Consider the following 17811-nt stretch of genomic DNA (forward strand, 5'->3'; position numbering starts at 1 on the left):
GGTCACCGCCCGGAAGCGTACAGCAGGGCGGGCTCGCGGTGCTTGCGGAAGGCCTCCGTCTGCGGCTCGAAGCCCTCCAGCATCCGGTCCAGGCTCCACCCCTCCTCGATGCCACGACGCACCTGGTCGGTGCCGCACAGGAGGTCGAACGCGGGCACGTCCTCCACGAACTCGTACGCGTCCGCCCGCCAGTCGAAGTGCCCCGGGCCAATGTCGTGCAGCGCCTGGGTGATGGCGATGCCCGTGCGCAGCGGCTTGAACGCCTTGCGGTCCGTGACGTGGATGAAGGCCCCGTTGCACGACTGGCCCTTGAACTTGTCGAACGTCGGCGTGAAGCCCACCGGACGGAAGGCCACGCCCGGCAGCCGCTCCCTGTCCAGCCGGGCCATGAGCTGATCCGTGTCCACCCACGGCGCGCCGAACTGCTCGAAGGGCCGGCAGGTGCCGCGGCCCTCGGACACGTTGGTGCCCTCCAATTGGCACATGCCCGGGTACACCAGCGCGGTGTCCGGGGTGGGCATGTTGGGCGACGGCGGCAGGAACGGCAGGCCCGTGTCGCTCCAGTACATGTCGCGCGTCCAGCCCTCGCACGGCACCACCGTGAGGTCGCAGCCGAAGCCCTCCTGCGCGTTGAACAGCCGGGCCAGCTCCCCCGCCGTCATGCCGTGGCGGTTGGGCAGCGCGTACAGCCCCACGAAGGAGCGGAACTTCTCCCCCACGAGGTTGCCCTCCAGCGTCACCCCATCCAGCGGGTTGGGCCGGTCCAGCACGTAGAACGCGACGCGGGCCTGGGCCGCGGCCTTCATGGCCAGGGCCATGGTGTAGACGTAGGTGTAGTAGCGGCTGCCCACGTCCTGGATGTCGAAGACGAGCGCGTCCAGGCCCTTGAGCCACTCCTGGCGCGGGGAGAGCGACTCGAAGGTGGAGCCATAGAGGCTGTGCACCGGCACGCCCGTCTTGCGGTCGCGCGCCTCGTCCACGGCCACCATGTACTGGGCCTCGCCGCGGATGCCGTGCTCCGGGCCGAAGAGCGCCGCCAGCGTCACGCCCTCCGTGCCGGCCAGCAGGTCCGCCAGGTGGCGGAAGCGCGAGTCCACGCTCGTGGGATTCACGATGGCGCCCACGCGCTTGCCCTTGAGCGCGGAGAAGCCCTGCGCGGCCCACACATCCAGTCCCGTCTTCACCTTCGTCACGTTCGGTCGCCTCGTCCCGCCGCCCACGGCATGCGCGGGCACGACAGGTCAGGTTCAGAGGTCAGTTCGCGGCCAGGCGCTTGAGCGCGCTCTGCGCCGCCTTCTTCGAGTCACAGGCGCCAAAGCCGAGGACGCCCCCGGACCCTTCATTCGGGCCCCCGTCGTCCGCGAGCGTCTTCAGCGGCCCCCGCGCGGACTCCAGGCGCAGGCTGGCCAGGGCCTCCGCCGCGCTGACGCGCACGCCGCACTGCTCGTGCTTCAGCAGCGAGATGAGCCGGGACGCCGCGCGGTCGCTGCCGTCCTCGCGCACCGCCTTCTTGTAGAAGCCCATCGCGGTGGTCATGCTGCCCAGCGCCTCGTCCAGCCGGCCATCGAGGTAGTTCCGCTCATCCTCGTCCTCCAGCTTGATGAGCCGCCGCGCCTCGTTCGCTCGCGTGAGCTTCTCCGCGCCGGTGGCGTGCTCCACGTCGCGGATGGCTCGCATGGCGGGGCCCCCGCCGTTGACGAGCAGCGCCCCGCCCAGCAGCACCACCGCCAGCAACAGCGCGCACACGGCCCAGCCGGCCACGGTGGACGACACCTTCGAGGTGATGGCGGGCGGCAGCTTCGCGTACGTGCGCGCCCAGAGCGCATCCGTCGCGGTGCGCGCCTGCTTGCCCAGCACCGTGGCCCGCTGCCTCACCGCCACCGCGCCCGCCGCCGCGCGCTGACTCACCACCACCGCGCCTGCCGCCGCGCGCTGCCCCACCGCCACCGCGCCCTGCCCCACCACCGCGCCCACCACGGCCGCGCGCTGGCCCAGGACCGCCAGGTCCAGGCCCGAATCCGGCACGCGCGACAGGGCCAGGTTGCCGTACGGCGGCAGCGAGGACGCCTCCTCCGGCGCGGGCAGCACCGCGTCCGGCGCCGGCGCCAGCACCCGGTAGGGCGCGCGCGGCACGCGGAAGACGCGGATCTTCCCGGGGATGCCCTTGAGCTCGAAGGCGCCCACCTCCTGGGAGGGCACCTCCGCCTTGTTCATGGAGAGGTAGACGGCCTCCGTGAAGAAGACCTCGTCCGCGTCGGTGATGCCCTCCACGCGGGCCGCGATGTTCACCGGCTCGCCGAAGATGTCGTTGCTCTCCACCCGGACCTCGCCCACGTTCACCGCGACGCGGACGTGGATCTGATCATCCTCCAGCAGCCCCCGGTTGTGGTGCCACAGCCGGTCCTGGATGGCGATGCCGCTCAGGACGGCCTGGGTGGGGGACTCGAAGGTGACGAGGAACGCGTCGCCAATCGATTTGATGATGCGTCCACCGAACGCCTTGAACAGCGGCGCGAGCAACGCCTCGTGCACCTGGAGCAGCCGCTGGTTCTCCTCCAGCGTCTGCCGACTGGTGCGCTCGGTGAAGCCCTTGATGTCGGTGAAGACGATGGCGAGGTTGGCGGTCTTCAAAGCGGGGGCAGTGTATGCAGCGCGTCGCGCGAAGCAATCGCCATGGACCGCGCCCCGCTGCTCGCTGTTCGCGCCTTGTCAGCGCTTCGAAGGTTTGAGGGCCCGCATGTTTCGCTTCTCCGGCGCCGTCAGCTGCGCCCGCACCTTCGCTGCGAGCTGGGGCCTGTCCGTCCGCTCGTAGAACGCGGCCAGGGTCCGCAGCACGCCCGGGTTGTCCGGCTGGGCGTCGCGCGCGGCCAGGAACTCCCGCTCCGCGTCCAGCGTCCGGCCCTGCTTCTCCAGCACCGCCGCCAGCTGCATGCGAACCTGGACCCACGCAGGGCGGGACTTGGAGAGCGGACGGTAGTGCAGCTCCGCCTTGAGCCAGTCCCCCGCCTGCGCCCAGAGGCCCGCGAGCCGGAAGCGCGCGTCGTCGTAGGACGGCCGCAAGGCAACGGCCTTCTCGTAGGCGCGGATGGCGTCGAGCGACGTCCCGCGCTCCTCCAGCAGTTGTCCCTGGAGGAACCAGACGCGGGGGTTGTCCGGGGCCTCGCGCAGGGCGGCCTCCAGGTGGGTGGCCGCGCGCTCCAGCTCCGGGGCGCTGCCTCCCTTGAGGAGCAGGCGCGCGGCCTCCAGCCTGGGCAACTCCCAGCGGGGCTGGTTAGAAATCAGCCGCTCCAGGGCGACGAGCGCTCCCGCGTCGTTGCCCGCCGTCTCCAGCGCCAGCGCATCCGCCAGCGGACTGGAGGCCGGAGCCGCTTGCGCCGTCAGGACCGGAGAGGCCGGTGCGTCGGACGCGCCCGCAAGCAGCGCCGCCACGAGAACCCACATCATGGTTGGCAGATAGCAGGTCCCGGTGGGCCACCTCAATACTTCCCCTTGACGGACACCCGGCCTCGCATGAAACCCATGACTGTGCAGATTTCCCAAAGGACGTTGGAAGATCTTGGTTTCTCGGAAGTGCTCCGCGCGCTGACGCAGCGCTGCCGCACGGAGCCAGGAAGGGAGCGAGTGCTCGCCCGTCCATTCCTGGACACCGAGGCGGAAGTCACCGAAGCGCTGGCCCTGGTCGACGAGGCCCGCTTCCTCTCCCAGCAGCAGTTCTCCCTGCCCCTGGGCGGCGTGACGGACCTGCGCACCGCCGTGGGCCACGCGGAGAAGGGCGGCGTGCTGGAGCCCCGCCAGCTCATCGACGCGGCCCAGTTGCTCTTCGCCTTCGCGCGCACCCGTGAGGCGCTGGACGAGCGCAAGGAGCGCGTCCCCCGCCTGGTGGAGATCTCCAAGCGCCTCCCCTTCCTGGAGGCCATGGCGCGCCGGTTGGATCAGTGTTTCGAACCGGACGGAACCATCGCGGACCGCGCCAGTCCTGAGCTGAAGGAAGCGCGGGACCGGGCGCGCGGCCTGCACCGGCGCATCAAGACGCGCCTGGACGAGCTGCTGCACGACGAGAGCTTCACCACCAAGCTGCGCGAGAACTACTACACGCTGCGCAACGGGCGGTACGTGGTGCCGGTGGTGTCGAACTACCGCTCGGAGGTGGACGGCATCGTCCACAACGCCAGCCAGACGGGGCAGACGCTCTTCATGGAGCCCCAGGCGATGGTGGGCCTGGGCAACGACCTGGCCATCGCGCAGTCGGAGGTCGCGGAGGAGGAGCTGAAGGTGCTCCAGGAGCTGAGCAAGCACGTGGGCCGCGAGTCCGTGCGCATCCTGGAGGGCCTGGAGGCGGTGGCGGAGCTTGACGAGGTGGAGTCCATCGCGGTGCTGGCCGCGGACCTGGACGCCACGACGCCCATCTTCGTGGACGTGAAGGAACTTCAGCTGCGCTCGCTGCGCCACCCGCGCCTGGTGCTCAAGGGCACGGAGGTGGTGTCCAACGACGTGACGCTCACGCAGGACGCCCGGGCGCTGGTGGTGTCCGGCCCCAACGCGGGCGGCAAGACGGTGACGCTGACGGGCGTGGGGCTGTGCGCGCTGATGCTGCGCGCGGGCCTGCCCATCCCGGTGGGCGAAGGGTCGCGGATGCCGCTGTACCGCTCCGTGCACTCCACCGTGGGTGACACGCAGGACCTGGCGCAGGGCCTGTCCTCGTTCAGCGGCCACGTGACGATGCTGCGCGACATCCTGTCGGTGGTGGGCACGGACTCGCTGGTGCTCATCGACGAGATCGCCTCGGACACGGATCCGCGCGAGGGCGCGGCCATCGCCATCGCGGTGCTGGAGGAGCTGCTGGGCAAGGGCGCGTACGTCCTGGTGACGACGCACCTGGAGGAGCTCAAGGCGCTGGCGCACATGGATCCGCGCTTCCTCAACGCGCGCGTGGGCTTCGACGCCAAGCGGATGGCGCCCACGTTCCGGCTGCAGATGGGCGCGTCCGGCCAGTCGTCCGCCATCGACGTGGCGGCGCGGGTGGGCCTGCCCGCTTCGGTGTGCGAGCGCGCGCGGGAGCTGTCGCTCAACGCGGGCGGTCCGCTCAGCAAGGCGCTGGCGGCGGCGGAGGAGGAGCGGCGCAAGCTCACCGAGGAGCTGGAGAAGGCGCGCATCGCGGCGAAGGAGGCGGAGGCACTTCGCGCGGACCTGGAGAAGCAGAAGGTCGCCTTCGAGCGCGAGCGCAAGGGCCGCATGATGCAGTTCAACGAGGACGTGCACGCGGCCAGCGAGCACGCCGCGCAGGAGGTCCGAGACCTCCTGACGAAGCTGCGCGCGGAGCAGAACGAGAAGGCGCTGTCGGAGGCGCGGCAGCAGTTGCAGCAGCGCGCGGACGAGGCGGCGAAGCGCGCGGCGGCGGCCAAGGCGGAGCTGTTCCAGGTGGAGGCCCCGGGGCCCGCGAGCCTCAAGGTGGGCGCGTGGGTGCACCACTCCGGCCTTGGCCGGGACGTGGAGATCCTGGAGCTGACGGACGGCCAGGCGGTGGTGTCCGCGGGCGGCGCGCTGAAGATGCGCGTGCCCACGACGGAGCTTTCCGGTTCGCGGGGCAAGAAGCCGCAGCAGGCGAAGTTCCCGGACCAGAAGAAGGGCGAGGCGGCCCTGAAGCGCGCGGCCTCCGCGGCGCCGTCGCAGGTGGACGCCACGAACTTCCGCTGCGACGTGCGAGGCATGCGCGCGGACGACGCGCTGGCGGAGCTGGAGACGTTCCTGGACCAGGGCCTGCGCAAGGGTGAGGAGGCGGCGCTCATCATCCACGGCCACGGCACGGGAGCCCTCAAGCAGGCCATCCGGGACCACCTGGCCGCGTCGCCCTACATCCGCATGTTCCGCCCCGGGGAGAGCCACGAGGGCGGCGACGGAGTGACGGTGGTGTCCCTGCGAGGCTGAGAGCCCCTTGGTGACAGGGGGCAGGGTCTGGATGGCCCCGCTCCCCTGCCCCTTGGGGGGTTGAGTACAGTGCGGCGCCATGTATCGGCTCTGCCTGCTGGGATGTGTGGTGTTGCTGGCTGCCTGTGGGGAAAAGGCTCCCGACGAAGGCGCCATCCGCGTGTCCGTGACCTACGGCTCCTTCAAGCCCGCGTGCCTGCGCGTCGAGGCGAAGGATGCAACCGGACACTCAGAGCGGACGGACATCCTCTCCAGCCAGTTCAAGAACGCTGACAAGCGAGAGGTCCTGGTCGCGGTGCGCCGCAAGGCGGACTGGGACACCGCGCTGAACGTCACCGTGTCGTCTTACGCGGCGGCGTCGGGGAACAGTTGCTCGGGCGAGGCCGTGGAGACCTTTCCGAGTAATTCACTCACCGTCGTGCCCAAGGAGTTCACGCGCTTCGACGTGACGCTGCAGGCCGTGGACGGAGACGGAGACGGTTCTCCCACGGGCATCGAATGGGCGGGGATCTCCGACTGCGACGACAAACGGGCCGACGTCCGTCCTGGCGCCGATGAGAAGTGCGACACGGAAGTCGACTTCGACTGTGATGGCAAGAAGGCGTGCGCGGACTCGAAGTGCGCACAGAAGACGTGCACGGACGGGGACCTGTGCAACACCGGCAAGCGGTGCATCGGAGTGGGCGCAGCGGCGGAGTGCGGGGGTGGCGAGCCGAAGTGCAAACAGACCGGGGGCCAGTGTCAGTCAGCGGTGCGGTGCGAAGCCTTCACGGGTCAATGCATCGATGAGATCGTGCTCGAGGGGACGGCCTGTGATCCCGGCGACAAGTGCGTGACGAATGGCCGCTGCACCGCCGACAAGCGATGCGTCGGCGATGTGAAGCCGTGCAACACACCGTTGGACGCCCAGTGCCAGGAGTCCGTGGGCACCTGCAACTCGACCAACGGCCTCTGTGAGTACGCCCCCAAGCCGGTCACCACGTCCTGCGTGGATGGGAACGTCTGCAATGATCCGGGGTCCTGCAATGGCAGTGGCGTATGCATCGGAACGCCCACGCCGTGCCCGCCCAGGGAGTGCCATGCCGTGGCGGGTTGCACGCGCAACGCGTCCTGCGTCTACGCGGGTGACCCGGCGCAGGTCAACAACCCCTGCAGCGAGGACAACTCGGGAACGCCGCGCGTGTGCAAGGTGGATGGCCAGTGTGTCGCGTTCCCCTACAGCCCGAGCAACTTCGATCCGAACGACATTCCTGGTGGGCAGATTGGTGAGCTGAAAACCACCGGCGCGGTGGTGTTCGACACGGATGCCCGGACCTGGACCCCTGCGAATCTGGGCCCGGATACTGACGCGTTCACAATCAGGGCCCTGCCCCAGGCTGGGGGCCCCGAGATTCTCCTCATCCCGGTACGGACCCTGGCCTTGGGTGGCGAGCTGCGCATCGTGGGCAGCCGCGCGGTCATCCTCGCGGTGTATGGGAATGCAACGTTAAGCCACGACATCCTCGCGAGCGGGCGCATTGTGAATGGCGAGCTGGTCCCTGGAAGTGGCGGCAATCAGCAGTGCGGGACTTCGACTGGAAAGAACGGGAAGTTCGGCGGTGGTGAGGGCGGTGGCGGAGGTGGTGCTGGTGGTGCGACGGTCGGGGCTGTTGGCGGCAAGGGCTACGACGACGGTGCCACGCGGGGCGACGCGGGCGCCCAGCAGGCCTCGGTCATCACGCCGCTCCTCGGCGGGTGCGCGGGAGGCAATGGTGGAGGCACGGGCGACGCGGCTGGTGGATTGGGCGGTGCCGGTGGTGGCGCACTCCAGCTCTCCGTTGCCAGGACCCTGACCATCAGCAAAACCCTTTCCGTCAGCGGCGGGGGTGGCTTGGGCGGCAAGGTGAGCACTTCGCCTGCCCAGGCGGCAGGGGGTGGAGGCGGCGGGAGCGGAGGACGCATCGTGCTGGAAGCCTTCCAGGTGAGCCTGACCGCCGATGCCAGTCTCACCGCCAATGGCGGCGGAGGTGGCCAGGGCGCCGGCCAGAGCGTCGGCTTCGCGAACAATGGAGCAGATGGTGCGAATGGCAGCGAGACCACTAGCACCACCGCGAGTGGTGGGACTGGTGGCAGCACGCTGGGAGGCACGGGCGGAGCCGGTGGCGCCCTGGACATCCCGACGGCTGGCGGCGCAGGAAGCACGGTCCCTGTCGCTGGCGGTGGCGGCGGTGGCGGCGGCGGCGGTGGCGCCGCGGGCTTCATCTACCTGCGCAGCATGCGGCCCTGCATGGTGAACACCACGGTGGTCAGCCCCACGCCCACGGGAGGCTGCACTCCCCTGTGACGGGTCTGTGGGACCCCTGCCATCCCCATCAGCGCCAGTCGCAGTCTACCCGCCACGGCCGGCTGCACGCGGCCTTGGCCCGTCTCCTCCGCGAGGCTTCAGAGGAGGAGGGCCGACAGGTAGACTGCGCAGCCATGTATCGGCTCTGCCTGCTGGGATGCGTGTTGCTGCTGGCCGCCTGTGGCGAGAAGGCGCCCGACGAAGGCGCCATCCGTGTGGCCGTGACCTACGGCTCCTTCAAGCCCGCATGCCTGCGCGTCGAGGCGAAGGACGCGAACGGGCATTCCGAGCGGACGGACATCCTCTCCAGCCAGTTCAAGAACGCTGACAAGCGAGAGGTCCTGGTCGCGGTGCGCCGCAAGGCGGACTGGGACACCGCGCTGAACGTCACCGTGTCGTCGTACGCGGCGGCCTCGGGGAACGGTTGTGACGGGCCCTTCGTGGAACGGCACGAGAGCAGTGGTCCCCTTCCCATCGTCGCCAAGAAGTTCACGAACTTCGAAGTGCTCTTGAAAGCGTCGGACGTGGACGGCGACGGCCATCTGGCGGGTGCCATGTGGGACGAGCCCGAGGACTGCGACGACTCGAAGCCGGATGTGCACCCGGGTGCCGTGGAGTCTTGCGGTGCCACCGTGGACATCAACTGCAACAAGCTGGTGGGCTGCCAGGAGGCAGGCTGCGGGGGCAAGTCGTGCGACGACAGCAGTGCCTGCACCACGGGAGACCACTGCGAGGGTTCAGGCCTGGACGCGAAGTGCATGCCTGGTCAGACGAAGACGTGCACGCAGCCCACGGGCATCTGTGATGCGCCCCAGGCATGCAATCCCAACACAGGTGCATGCGAGGCCCAGGCGGTCCCGACTGGAAAGAGCTGCGACGACGGGAACAATTGCACGGACATGGACGCCTGCGGAGCCGATGGGAAATGCGCAGGCACCGCTCGCACGTGCGTCTCCAACGGACAATGCGTGCAGAATCAAGGCACTTGCAACCCGATCACCGGAGCCTGTGTCTTCACTCCGCTTCCGAACACGACCTCCTGTCAGGACCCGCTGACGTGCACCACCTCGGACCGCTGTGACGGAAGCGGCAACTGCGTGGGCACCCCTGGGACTTGCGCTCCCCCTCCGTGCTACCGCGTGAAGCAGCAGTGCACGGCCAGCACCGAGTGTGAGTACGAGGTGGACCTCAACGCCGCATGCAGCACGTCCGGTGGCGTCCCCGGCGTGTGCTCGGCAACGGCCGAGTGCAGCCCCTTCCCCTACCGGCCCTCCAACTTCGACCCGAATGCCGTCGTGGCGGCGGACATCGGGGAGTTGAAGACCAGCGCGAACGTGACGTTCAACACCGCCGACCAGACCTGGTCGCCGTCGAGCGCGGTCACGACGCTGGCCAGCCTGCACGTCATGACGATCACCCAGGGTGCCGGAAATCCCCCGGCGCTCCTCATCCCGGTGAAGGCCCTGGAATTGAATGGCAGCCTCACCATCACCGGCCCCCTCCCTGTCATCCTGGCCGTCTACGGCGCGGCGACCGTGGACCAGTCCATCCTGGCCACCGGCAGCATCTTGAATCCCAACTTGGCCTGCGGCGCGTCCCAGGGCACCGCGGGCACCTTCGGCGGCGATACGGGCGGCGGGGGTGGCGGAGGCGGCAATACCACCGCGGGCGGGAATGGCGGCAAGGGCTATGACAATGATCAGCCTCAAGGTGGGGCCGGCGTCCTCCGGCCTTCCGGGCTTGAACCGCTCCTGGGAGGCTGCCCGGGGGGAAATGGTGGAAGCGGGGGACCTTCGTCCGCGGGAGGCAAGGGCGGAGCGGGAGGTGGTGCCATCCAGCTCTCCGTCGCTCGCACCCTGACCATTTCGAAAATGGTCTCCGCGAGCGGGAACGGGGGTGAAGGCGGCAAGGCGGGCGGGGGCAAGGGAGCTGGCGGCGGAGGCGGCGGCAGCGGTGGACGGATCGTTCTGGAAGCCTTGCAGCTGTCGCTGACTTCCGCCGCGCGTATCACCGCAAATGGCGGCGCTGGCGGCGAGGGAGGTTCCAGCGCCAACAATGCTGGCGAGAATGGCTCCAGCGGCAGCCAGGACACGTCCATTCCCGCGAGTGGCGGAAGCGGCGGAGCCGTGACGGGAGGAGACGGCGGCGACGGCGGCACAGGCACGGTTGGCCCGGGTAAAGGCATTAGTGGAAGCAGGGATGGTTTCAGCGGCACCGAGGGCGGCGGCGGTGGTGGTGGTGGCAGTGTGGGCTCCATCCACCTGCGCAGCGTCCAGAGCTGCACCCTGCCCGTCGGTCACGTCATCAGCCCCCCAGCCACGGGCGGCTGCGTGGCCCCCTGAGTTGTCCTTTCCCGTGTAATTCCAGCAAAGAGGGAGGACGAGTACAGTGCGGCACCATGCGTCTGATTTGTCTATTGACCTGCGTGGTGCTGCTGTCCGCCTGTCGGATGAAAGACCCGGCTGAGGGCGTCCTTCGCTTGACGGTGAAGTATCCCTCCTACACGCCCCAGTGTCTCCGCGTGGAGGTAGGCGACGGTCACAACCAGGTGGGCACCGACCTTCCCTCCAGCCAGGCCAAGGACCCTGACGCGAAGGAGGTCCAGGTCGCGATGGTCCGCAAGCCGGGGTGGGGGAATCGGCTGAACGTGAAGGTGACCTCGTTCGCAGCCTTCAGCGGCATTCAATGCGCAGGCTCGGTCGTGGAAGCCCACGAGGATCGCGCGTTGGATGCGCCTCCTGGAAAGTCCATCGACTGGACCGTCACGCTCCAAGGCCAGCAGGCGGCGGACGCGGATGGTGACGGTTTCGTCCCAGGCATGCCCGGAGTGGAGTCGCCCGACTGTGACGATACCCGCGCGGACGTCCATCCGGGCGCTGAGGAGAAATGCGACACGGCAGTCGACTTTGACTGTGACGGCAGGAAGGCATGCGCGGATCCGGACTGCTCCGACAAGACGTGTACGGACGGGGACCTGTGCACCCAGGGCAAGCGGTGCGTTGGCGTGGGCGTTATGGCCGAGTGTGGGGGCGGCGAGCCGAAGTGCAAACAGACCGGGGGCCCGTGTCAGTCGGCCGTGCGGTGCGAGGCCTCCACGGGTGAATGCATTGATGAGACGGTGGACGAGGGAACAGCCTGTGATCCTGGCGACAAGTGCGTGAACAATGGCCGGTGCACTGCCGACAAGCGGTGCGTGGGTGACGTAAAGACGTGCAACACACCGTTGGACGCCCAGTGCCAGGAGTCCACGGGAACCTGCAACTCGACCAATGGCCTATGTGCGTACGCCCCCAAGCCGGTCACCACGTCCTGCGTGGATGGCAATGTCTGCAACGATTCAGGATTCTGCAATGGCAGCGGTGCATGCAACGGCACGCCCACGCCCTGCCCGCCCAAGGAGTGCAACAGCGTCGCCGGCTGTACGCGCAATGCCTCCTGCATCTACGCGCCTGATACGGCACAACTCAACCTGCCCTGCAGCGAGGACAACTCGGGAGCCCCACGCGTGTGCCGTGCGGATGGCCAGTGCGTCGCGTTCCCCTACACACCCGCAAACTTCGATCCGAATGCGATTCCAGGCGGGCAGATTGGTGAACTGAGGACCACCGGGGCGGTGGTGTTCGATACGGACACGAGAACTTGGACCCCCTCTGCGGCCGGTCCCAATGTGGAGAATCTCACCATCAGAACCGTTACCCAGGCTGGAGGCGCCCCGGAGGCCCTGCTCATCCCGGTGAGGGCCCTGGTCCTCGGCGGTGAACTGCGCATCGTGGGCAGCCGCCCGGTCATCCTCGCGGTGTATGGCGATGTGGCGTTGAACCACGACATCCTCGCTAGCGGGCGCATCGTGAACGGTGCGCCGGTTCCAGGCGCAGGCGGTACTCAGCAGTGCGGGACATCAACTGGAAAGAACGGGACGTTCAGCGGTGGCGAGGGTGGCGGCGGCGGTGGAGCGGGCGGTGCGACGGCCGGTGCTATTGGCGGCAGGGGCTACGACAACGGTGCCACGCAGGGTGACGCGGGCGCGCAGCAGGCCTCCGTCATCACGCCGCTCCTCGGAGGATGTGCGGGAGGCAGTGGCGCAGGCATGGGCGGCACGAGCGGTGGGTTGGGCGGCGCCGGAGGTGGCGCACTCCAGCTCTCCGTCGCGAGGACCCTGACCCTCGGCAAGGCCCTTTCCGTGAGCGGCAGCGGCGGCTTAGGAGGCCAGGCAACTGTTTCGCCCGCCCAGGCGGCAGGTGGTGGAGGCGGCGGAAGCGGTGGCCGGATGGTGCTGGAAGCATTCCAGATAAACCTGTCGACTGGTGCGCGACTCACCGCCAATGGCGGTGGGGGTGGCCAGGGTGGCGGTGCCGGCTCCGGATCTGCGAGCAACGGAGCGAACGGCACGAGTGGCAGCGAGACCAGCGGAAGCAGCGCTAGCGGCGGCACCGGGGGCAGCACTTCAGGTGGTGCGGGTGGCTCGGGTGGTACATCGAGCAATCCCACCTCGGGTGAGAACGGAACCGCAATCATCTTGGCAGAAGGAGCTGGCGGTGGTGGCGGTGGTGCCGCAGGCTCCATCTATCTGCGCAGCATCCGGTCATGCGCCGTAAATGCCGCCGCCGTCGTCAGCCCCCCGGCCACGGGTGGCTGCACTCTCCCCTGACCCGCCTGGGTAGCAGCCGAGCCAGCAGTCCCTGATGTGAAGTTTCACACACTCGATGTGAAACTGTGTAATATCTGTTTCGCCTGTCGCACGACGCGCGGGCGAAACACATCCAGGGGGATTCACATCATGAATCGCAAGCATGTGCTGCGTTGCAGCGCGGTGGTGGGCTTTGGCTTTTTCGCGCTGGCGGGCTGTGGGGGCCCGGACGCGGTGATCCAGGAGCCGGAGCTCGGCAACGTCGAGCAGGGCATCAACGTCGCCACCAACGGCAGCTTCGAGAGCAACGCCATTGCCTCCAACTACGTGGTCCTCAGCGCGGGCAGCACCGCGCTGCCGGGCTGGACCATCACCTCCGGCATCAAGGTGATGCGCAGCCCGTACAAGACGGCGCAGAACGGGTCGCAGTCCATCGACCTCAACGGCCTGGGCGCGGGCTCGCTGTACCAGGACGTCCCCACCGTCGTCGGCGCCGGCTACACGGTGACCTTCTACCTGTCCAACAGCCCCGCCTGCGCCACCGTGTCCCGGTCCGCCACCATCAACTACGGCCCGTCCAGCGCCAGCTTCTCCAACGCGTCCGCGTCGTGGAGCCTGCGCACCTACGTGTTCAACGCCACCAGCACCACGTCCCGCATCCAGCTCACCAGCACCTCCGGCGGCGTCGGCTGTGGCCTCGCCATCGACAACCTCCAGGTGAACGGGCCGTGATGCACCGCGTCCGCTGATCCAGCGGATCATCCCTGTAGCCCTCCGGGCCGCCGCTCCGCTTCTGTGGAGCGGCGGCCTTTTTCCGCTGTAGCGCCCTGTAGCGTCCTTCGTGGGACGTCCGCTGGAGAACCCGGGGGGTAGACGGTTCGGGCCCGACGACACAGATCGCCGATGCCTTGGATCATCCCCCGCCCCCATCCCACATCCTGCGCTCGTGGAGAGCCCGGCTTGCTGCCGGCTCCGTGCGATCAACGCGGGATCAGCGGACCGGGAGACGACCCACGGCATCGGGCGGCGACGTGCGCCCGTAACGGGCACCAGGACACAGGGCCGGACGCTTCACCGCGTCCGGCTGGGAGGCGTGGACGTGGCGGGTCTGGACTGGGTGCAGGTGGACGTGGGCTTCCCCATGAGCCTCGCGGTGATCGGCGCCGCGCGTTCGCTGGGCATGGAGCGCCGCGCGTTCCTGGGCGCCATGGTGGAGCTGCAGATCTGGGCCGTGCAGGCCCTGCCCGAAGGCCGCTTCGTGTCCTTCGGACCGTCCGCGGATGCGTCCGGCGGACAGGCGTGGGACGCGTCCGCGGACGAAGCCGTCTGGATTGAAGCGCTGGAGTCCGCCGTCCGCTGGACGGGCACCCCCGGCGCCTTCTGGTCCGCCCTGCTCCGCGCCCGCCTCCTGATCCGTGAAGAGGACGGCGTGCGCCTCACCCTGTGCGACCGCTACGTCGGAGTGCTCGACAAACGGAAGAAGGAGGCCGAGCGCAAGCGACGGGAACGGGCGGCCGCCAGGGGCATCGACGTGTCCGCCGGACGTCCTCGGGACACGTCCGGGACGTCCTCGCCCAGAAACAGAAGGGAGAAGGAGAAAAAGAGATCTTCATCTGCTGCTGCCGGCCTGGATGAACTGGAAACCCACCGGGACACCGCCGCCACGCTCCCGGCCCATCTGGCCCCCGTGGCGCTGCTCCCGGTCGAGGACGCACCCACCCCGGACGCGGAGCAGGATCCCATCCAGCTCTCCCTCCCCGGCACGCACCTGGTCCCGGCCACCCCGCCCCGCGAGGACGCCCCCGCGCCGTCCCCGGACGCGGTCCGTCCCCTGCCCGGCCCCACGCTGACCGCGCGCGCCACGGCCTTCTTCGAATCCTTCCAGGACGCCAGAACGCGGGCCTTCCGGGGCGTTCCCCGGGAGAAGCCGCCCACCGGCTGGACGGAGTGGTACGCCCAGGCGCTGCGCGCCGTGGACGGCGACGAAGCCCGGCTCCATGCGGCCTGCCAGGGCTACCTCCAGTCCGACTGGGGCCGTGCCCGCCAGCCCCCCGGGACCGTGGTCGCGTTCTGCTCGCCGCGCGTGTGGACGCGCTACGTCCCGCAGCTGGAGGACGGACCGGAGACGGACACTGCGGAGTCCGGCCTCCCCGTCACGTCGGAGGCGGCGTCCACGGAAGCAAATCGCGTCTGGAGCGCCTGTCTGGACGGCGTGCGCGCCCAGGGCAAGCGGTATGCGCTGTCCTGGCTGGGCAAGGCCCGCGCGGTGGGCCTGGAGGACGGACACCTGGTGCTCGCGGCGCCGGACGCCTATTTCCGCCAGTGGGTGGAGGAGCAGTACGGCTCGCTGATGGAGGCGGAGGCGCGCGGCCTGGGGTTGAAGGGCGTGCGCTGGGCCCGGGCCGCGCACGAGGTCGCGTAGGCCTTATTCGTCGGCGCGCAGCGCGATGGCGGGCGTCACGCGCAGCGCGCGGCGAGCGGGCAGCCAACTGGCCACGAGCGCCACCACTCCCAACAGCAGGGGCACGCCTCCGAACGTCAGGGCGTCCAGCGTTCCCACGCCGTAGAGCATCCCCGCGAGCCCGCGCGCGAGCACCGCCGCGCCCACCAGCCCCACTCCGACGCCCACCGCGGCCAGCCGGAGTCCCTGCCCCACCACCAGCCACAGCACCTGCCGATCCGTCGCGCCCAGCGCCATGCGGATGCCCAGCTCGCGCGTGCGCTGGCTCACCGTGTACGCCAGCACGCCGTACAGCCCCACGCCCGCCAGCGTCAGCGCGAGCACGGCCATGGCCGTGAGCAGGCCGCCCATCACCTGCGTACGCCCCAGGCTCTCCGACACCACGTCCTCCAGGTCGCGCACCTGCATGAGCGGCAGGCCCGGATCCACCGCGCGAAGCTGTTCACGCAGCGCGGGCACCAGCGCCTGTGCGCTCCGGGTGGCGCGCACGGCGATGACCATGTGCAGGCCCTCGAACTGATCCATGGGCAGGTACACCTCCGCGCGCGGCTCCTCCGCGAGGCTCGCGTGGTGCACGTCTCCCACCACGCCCACCACCTCCCGGAACGGCTCGCCGTCGAGCGTCAGCCGGGCGCGCTGTCCCAGGGAGGGACCCTTCGGAAGAAAGCGCTTCACGAAGGCTTCATTGACCACCATCACTGGCGCGCTCCCCGCGCCGTCCGAGGCGCGCACGTCACGGCCTTCCTTCAGTGGGATGCGCAGCGTGGCGAAGTAGCCATCGCTCACCGCGCGGAAGTTGACGGGCTCGCGCGCATCGGCCTCGCGCTCCGTCTCACCGGGCAGCAGCACCGCGCTGAAACCGTTGCGATTCCACAGCGGCAACGTGCTGGCCAGTCCCGCCGACTGCACCGACGGCAGCGCCCGCACGCGCGCCAGCAGCTCCGCGCTCACCAGCCGCCGTCGCGTGTCGTCCTCTCCATACGCCTCGCGAGGGAACGACAGATCCATCGCGCTGACACCGTGCGGCTCAAAGCCAGGTGCTACGGAGTGCAGTGCGTGGAGCGTGCGCAGCATCAGCCCCGCGCCCACCAGCGGCACGAGCGCCAGCGCGACCTGCGCCACCACCAGCACCGCCCGCGCCCGCACCGGCCCCGTCGCGCCCCTTCCTCCGCGAAGGCCTCCGAGCGCGCCCTTCGCCTCCGCGCGGGAAGCGCGCAACGCGGGCACCAGACCGAAGAGGATGCTCGTGGTCAGCGACAGCCCCGCCGCGATGGCGAGCACGTGCGGCTCCAGCCGGATCTCCTCGGGTGACACCACCTCACCGGGCACGAACACGCGCAGCAGGTCCATGCCCCACAGCGCCAGGAGCAGCCCCACCGCGCCGCCCAGCACCGCCAGCACCGCGCTCTCCACCAGGAACTGCCGCACCAGCCGGCCCCGGTCCGCGCCCAGCGCCGCGCGCACGGCCACCTCCCGCTCCCGGGCACTGGCTCGCGCGAGCAGCAGGTTCGCCACGTTGGCGCACGCCACGCACAGCACCAGCACCATCACTCCGGCCAGCAGCCACAGCTGCTCGCGGGACGTCTCCACCACCTGTTCATGCAGCGGCACCAGGCGCACTCCGGGCACCGCTTCACCTCCACCCACCGTCGCGGCCCAGGCGCGCGAGCGCTCCTCCAGCTCCGCACGGGCGCGCTCCAGCGGAACGCCCGGCCGCAGCCGGCCCACGCCGCGCACGTAGAGTTCCTCCGGAACCTGCCCCGGTGCGGCGGTCGCGGGGGCCAGCGGCATCCACAGCTCCACGCCTGGCCAGAAGCGGAACGACGCGGGCAGCACGCCCTGGACGACGTGCGGGGTGCCATCGAGCGTCACCGTCTGCCCCACCACGTCCGCGCGTCCCGCGAAGTGGCGCCACCAGAAGGCATGGGACAGGAGCACGCCCCGGTCGCGCCCGGGCACCTGGGACTCGGGACCGAAGGCCTGGCCGCGCTCGGGCCGCACGCCCAGCAGGGGCAACAGGCCCGGAGTGGCCAGCCCCGCCCGCACCCGCTGCGCCGCGCCCGGACCGGTCAGCGTGTAGTCCACGGCGGTCACGCCCTCGATGCCCTGGAACGCGTCCGAGCGCTCGCGCCACGCCTGGAGGTACGAGTACGCCACCCCGCCCCGCTCGCGCTGCGGCGTCGACTGGTACAGGCGCAGCAGCTCCTGGGGCTCGGGGTACGGCAGGGGCTTGAGCAGCACCTGGTACACGAGGCTGAAGACCGCGGTGGTGGCGCCGATGGCGAGCGCGAGCGTGGCCACGACCACCCCGGTGAACACGGGCTCGCGGCGCATCCGGCGCAGCGACAGGCGGACGTCTTGGAGGAGCTGGGACATGGGGTGGGTCCGGGGCTGCAACTCTAGCGCCACGGGTCTTCGCCGGGCCGGGGTCGGAGGAAGGCGGAGCGGGTGTTCGCTCGTGGCACACGGCGTCCC

10 protein-coding genes are annotated in these 17811 nt (G+C 69.8%); 6 read left to right on the plus strand and 4 right to left on the minus strand.

The features are described from left to right. Positions 1-2: 2 nt before the first annotated feature. From JYK02_RS31465 to JYK02_RS31475, 3 genes are all read right to left on the minus strand, one after another. Positions 3-1193 (minus strand): exo-beta-N-acetylmuramidase NamZ domain-containing protein, encoded by a 1191-nt coding sequence (locus JYK02_RS31465; protein ID WP_207056549.1) that lies wholly within the window; start codon positions 1191-1193, stop codon positions 3-5. Positions 1194-1254: 61 nt separating this feature from the next. Further along, complete coding sequence (locus JYK02_RS31470) at positions 1255-2631, minus strand: adenylate/guanylate cyclase domain-containing protein (RefSeq protein WP_207056550.1); 1377 nt, start codon at positions 2629-2631, stop codon at positions 1255-1257. A 78-nt stretch (positions 2632-2709) separates the two neighbouring features. Then, complete coding sequence (locus JYK02_RS31475; protein ID WP_207056551.1) at positions 2710-3444, minus strand: tetratricopeptide repeat protein; 735 nt, start codon at positions 3442-3444, stop codon at positions 2710-2712. Between the two features lie 75 nt (positions 3445-3519). On the opposite strand from JYK02_RS31475, the gene JYK02_RS31480 reads away from it, so the two are divergent. From JYK02_RS31480 to JYK02_RS31505, 6 genes are all read left to right on the plus strand, one after another. Continuing rightward, positions 3520-5925 carry an endonuclease MutS2 gene (locus JYK02_RS31480; RefSeq protein WP_207056853.1) on the plus strand — a complete coding sequence of 802 codons (2406 nt, stop codon included), beginning with the start codon at positions 3520-3522 and terminating at the stop codon, positions 5923-5925. A gap of 160 nt (positions 5926-6085) precedes the next feature. Beyond that, positions 6086-8248, plus strand: a complete 2163-nt coding sequence (locus JYK02_RS40580; RefSeq protein ID WP_347402632.1) for a putative metal-binding motif-containing protein — start codon at positions 6086-6088, stop codon at positions 8246-8248. 134 nt (positions 8249-8382) lie between these two features. Beyond that, the gene (locus JYK02_RS31490) at positions 8383-10590 is read left to right on the plus strand and encodes a putative metal-binding motif-containing protein (protein WP_207056555.1); all 2208 of its coding nucleotides are present in this window, start codon (positions 8383-8385) and stop codon (positions 10588-10590) included. A 56-nt stretch (positions 10591-10646) separates the two neighbouring features. Further along, positions 10647-12896 (plus strand): putative metal-binding motif-containing protein, encoded by a 2250-nt coding sequence (locus JYK02_RS40585; protein WP_207056557.1) that lies wholly within the window; start codon positions 10647-10649, stop codon positions 12894-12896. 129 nt (positions 12897-13025) lie between these two features. Next, the gene (locus JYK02_RS31500) at positions 13026-13607 is read left to right on the plus strand and encodes a DUF642 domain-containing protein (RefSeq protein ID WP_207056559.1); all 582 of its coding nucleotides are present in this window, start codon (positions 13026-13028) and stop codon (positions 13605-13607) included. 367 nt (positions 13608-13974) lie between these two features. After that, entirely contained in the window at positions 13975-15297 is a 1323-nt protein-coding gene (locus tag JYK02_RS31505; RefSeq protein WP_207056561.1) for a hypothetical protein, read from the plus strand. A gap of 3 nt (positions 15298-15300) precedes the next feature. Here the strand turns inward: JYK02_RS31505 and JYK02_RS31510 are convergent, their stop codons facing one another. Then, positions 15301-17712, minus strand: a complete 2412-nt coding sequence (locus JYK02_RS31510; protein ID WP_207056563.1) for an ABC transporter permease — start codon at positions 17710-17712, stop codon at positions 15301-15303. Between the last annotated feature and the right edge of the window lie 99 nt (positions 17713-17811).

The sequence above is a fragment of the Corallococcus macrosporus genome, assembly GCF_017302985.1.
Classification (GTDB): domain Bacteria; phylum Myxococcota; class Myxococcia; order Myxococcales; family Myxococcaceae; genus Corallococcus; species Corallococcus macrosporus_A.

Excerpts from the sequence above, each read along its gene's own strand:
- JYK02_RS31475 (WP_207056551.1), bottom strand. The coding sequence starts at position 3,444 with ATGATGTGGGTTCTCGTGGCGGCGCTGCTTGCGGGCGCGTCCGACGCA.
- JYK02_RS31480 (WP_207056853.1), top strand. The coding sequence starts at position 3,520 with ATGACTGTGCAGATTTCCCAAAGGACGTTGGAAGATCTTGGTTTCTCG.
- JYK02_RS31490 (WP_207056555.1), top strand. The coding sequence starts at position 8,383 with ATGTATCGGCTCTGCCTGCTGGGATGCGTGTTGCTGCTGGCCGCCTGT.
- JYK02_RS40585 (WP_207056557.1), top strand. The coding sequence starts at position 10,647 with ATGCGTCTGATTTGTCTATTGACCTGCGTGGTGCTGCTGTCCGCCTGT.
- JYK02_RS31500 (WP_207056559.1), top strand. The coding sequence starts at position 13,026 with ATGAATCGCAAGCATGTGCTGCGTTGCAGCGCGGTGGTGGGCTTTGGC.
- JYK02_RS31510 (WP_207056563.1), bottom strand. The coding sequence starts at position 17,712 with ATGTCCCAGCTCCTCCAAGACGTCCGCCTGTCGCTGCGCCGGATGCGC.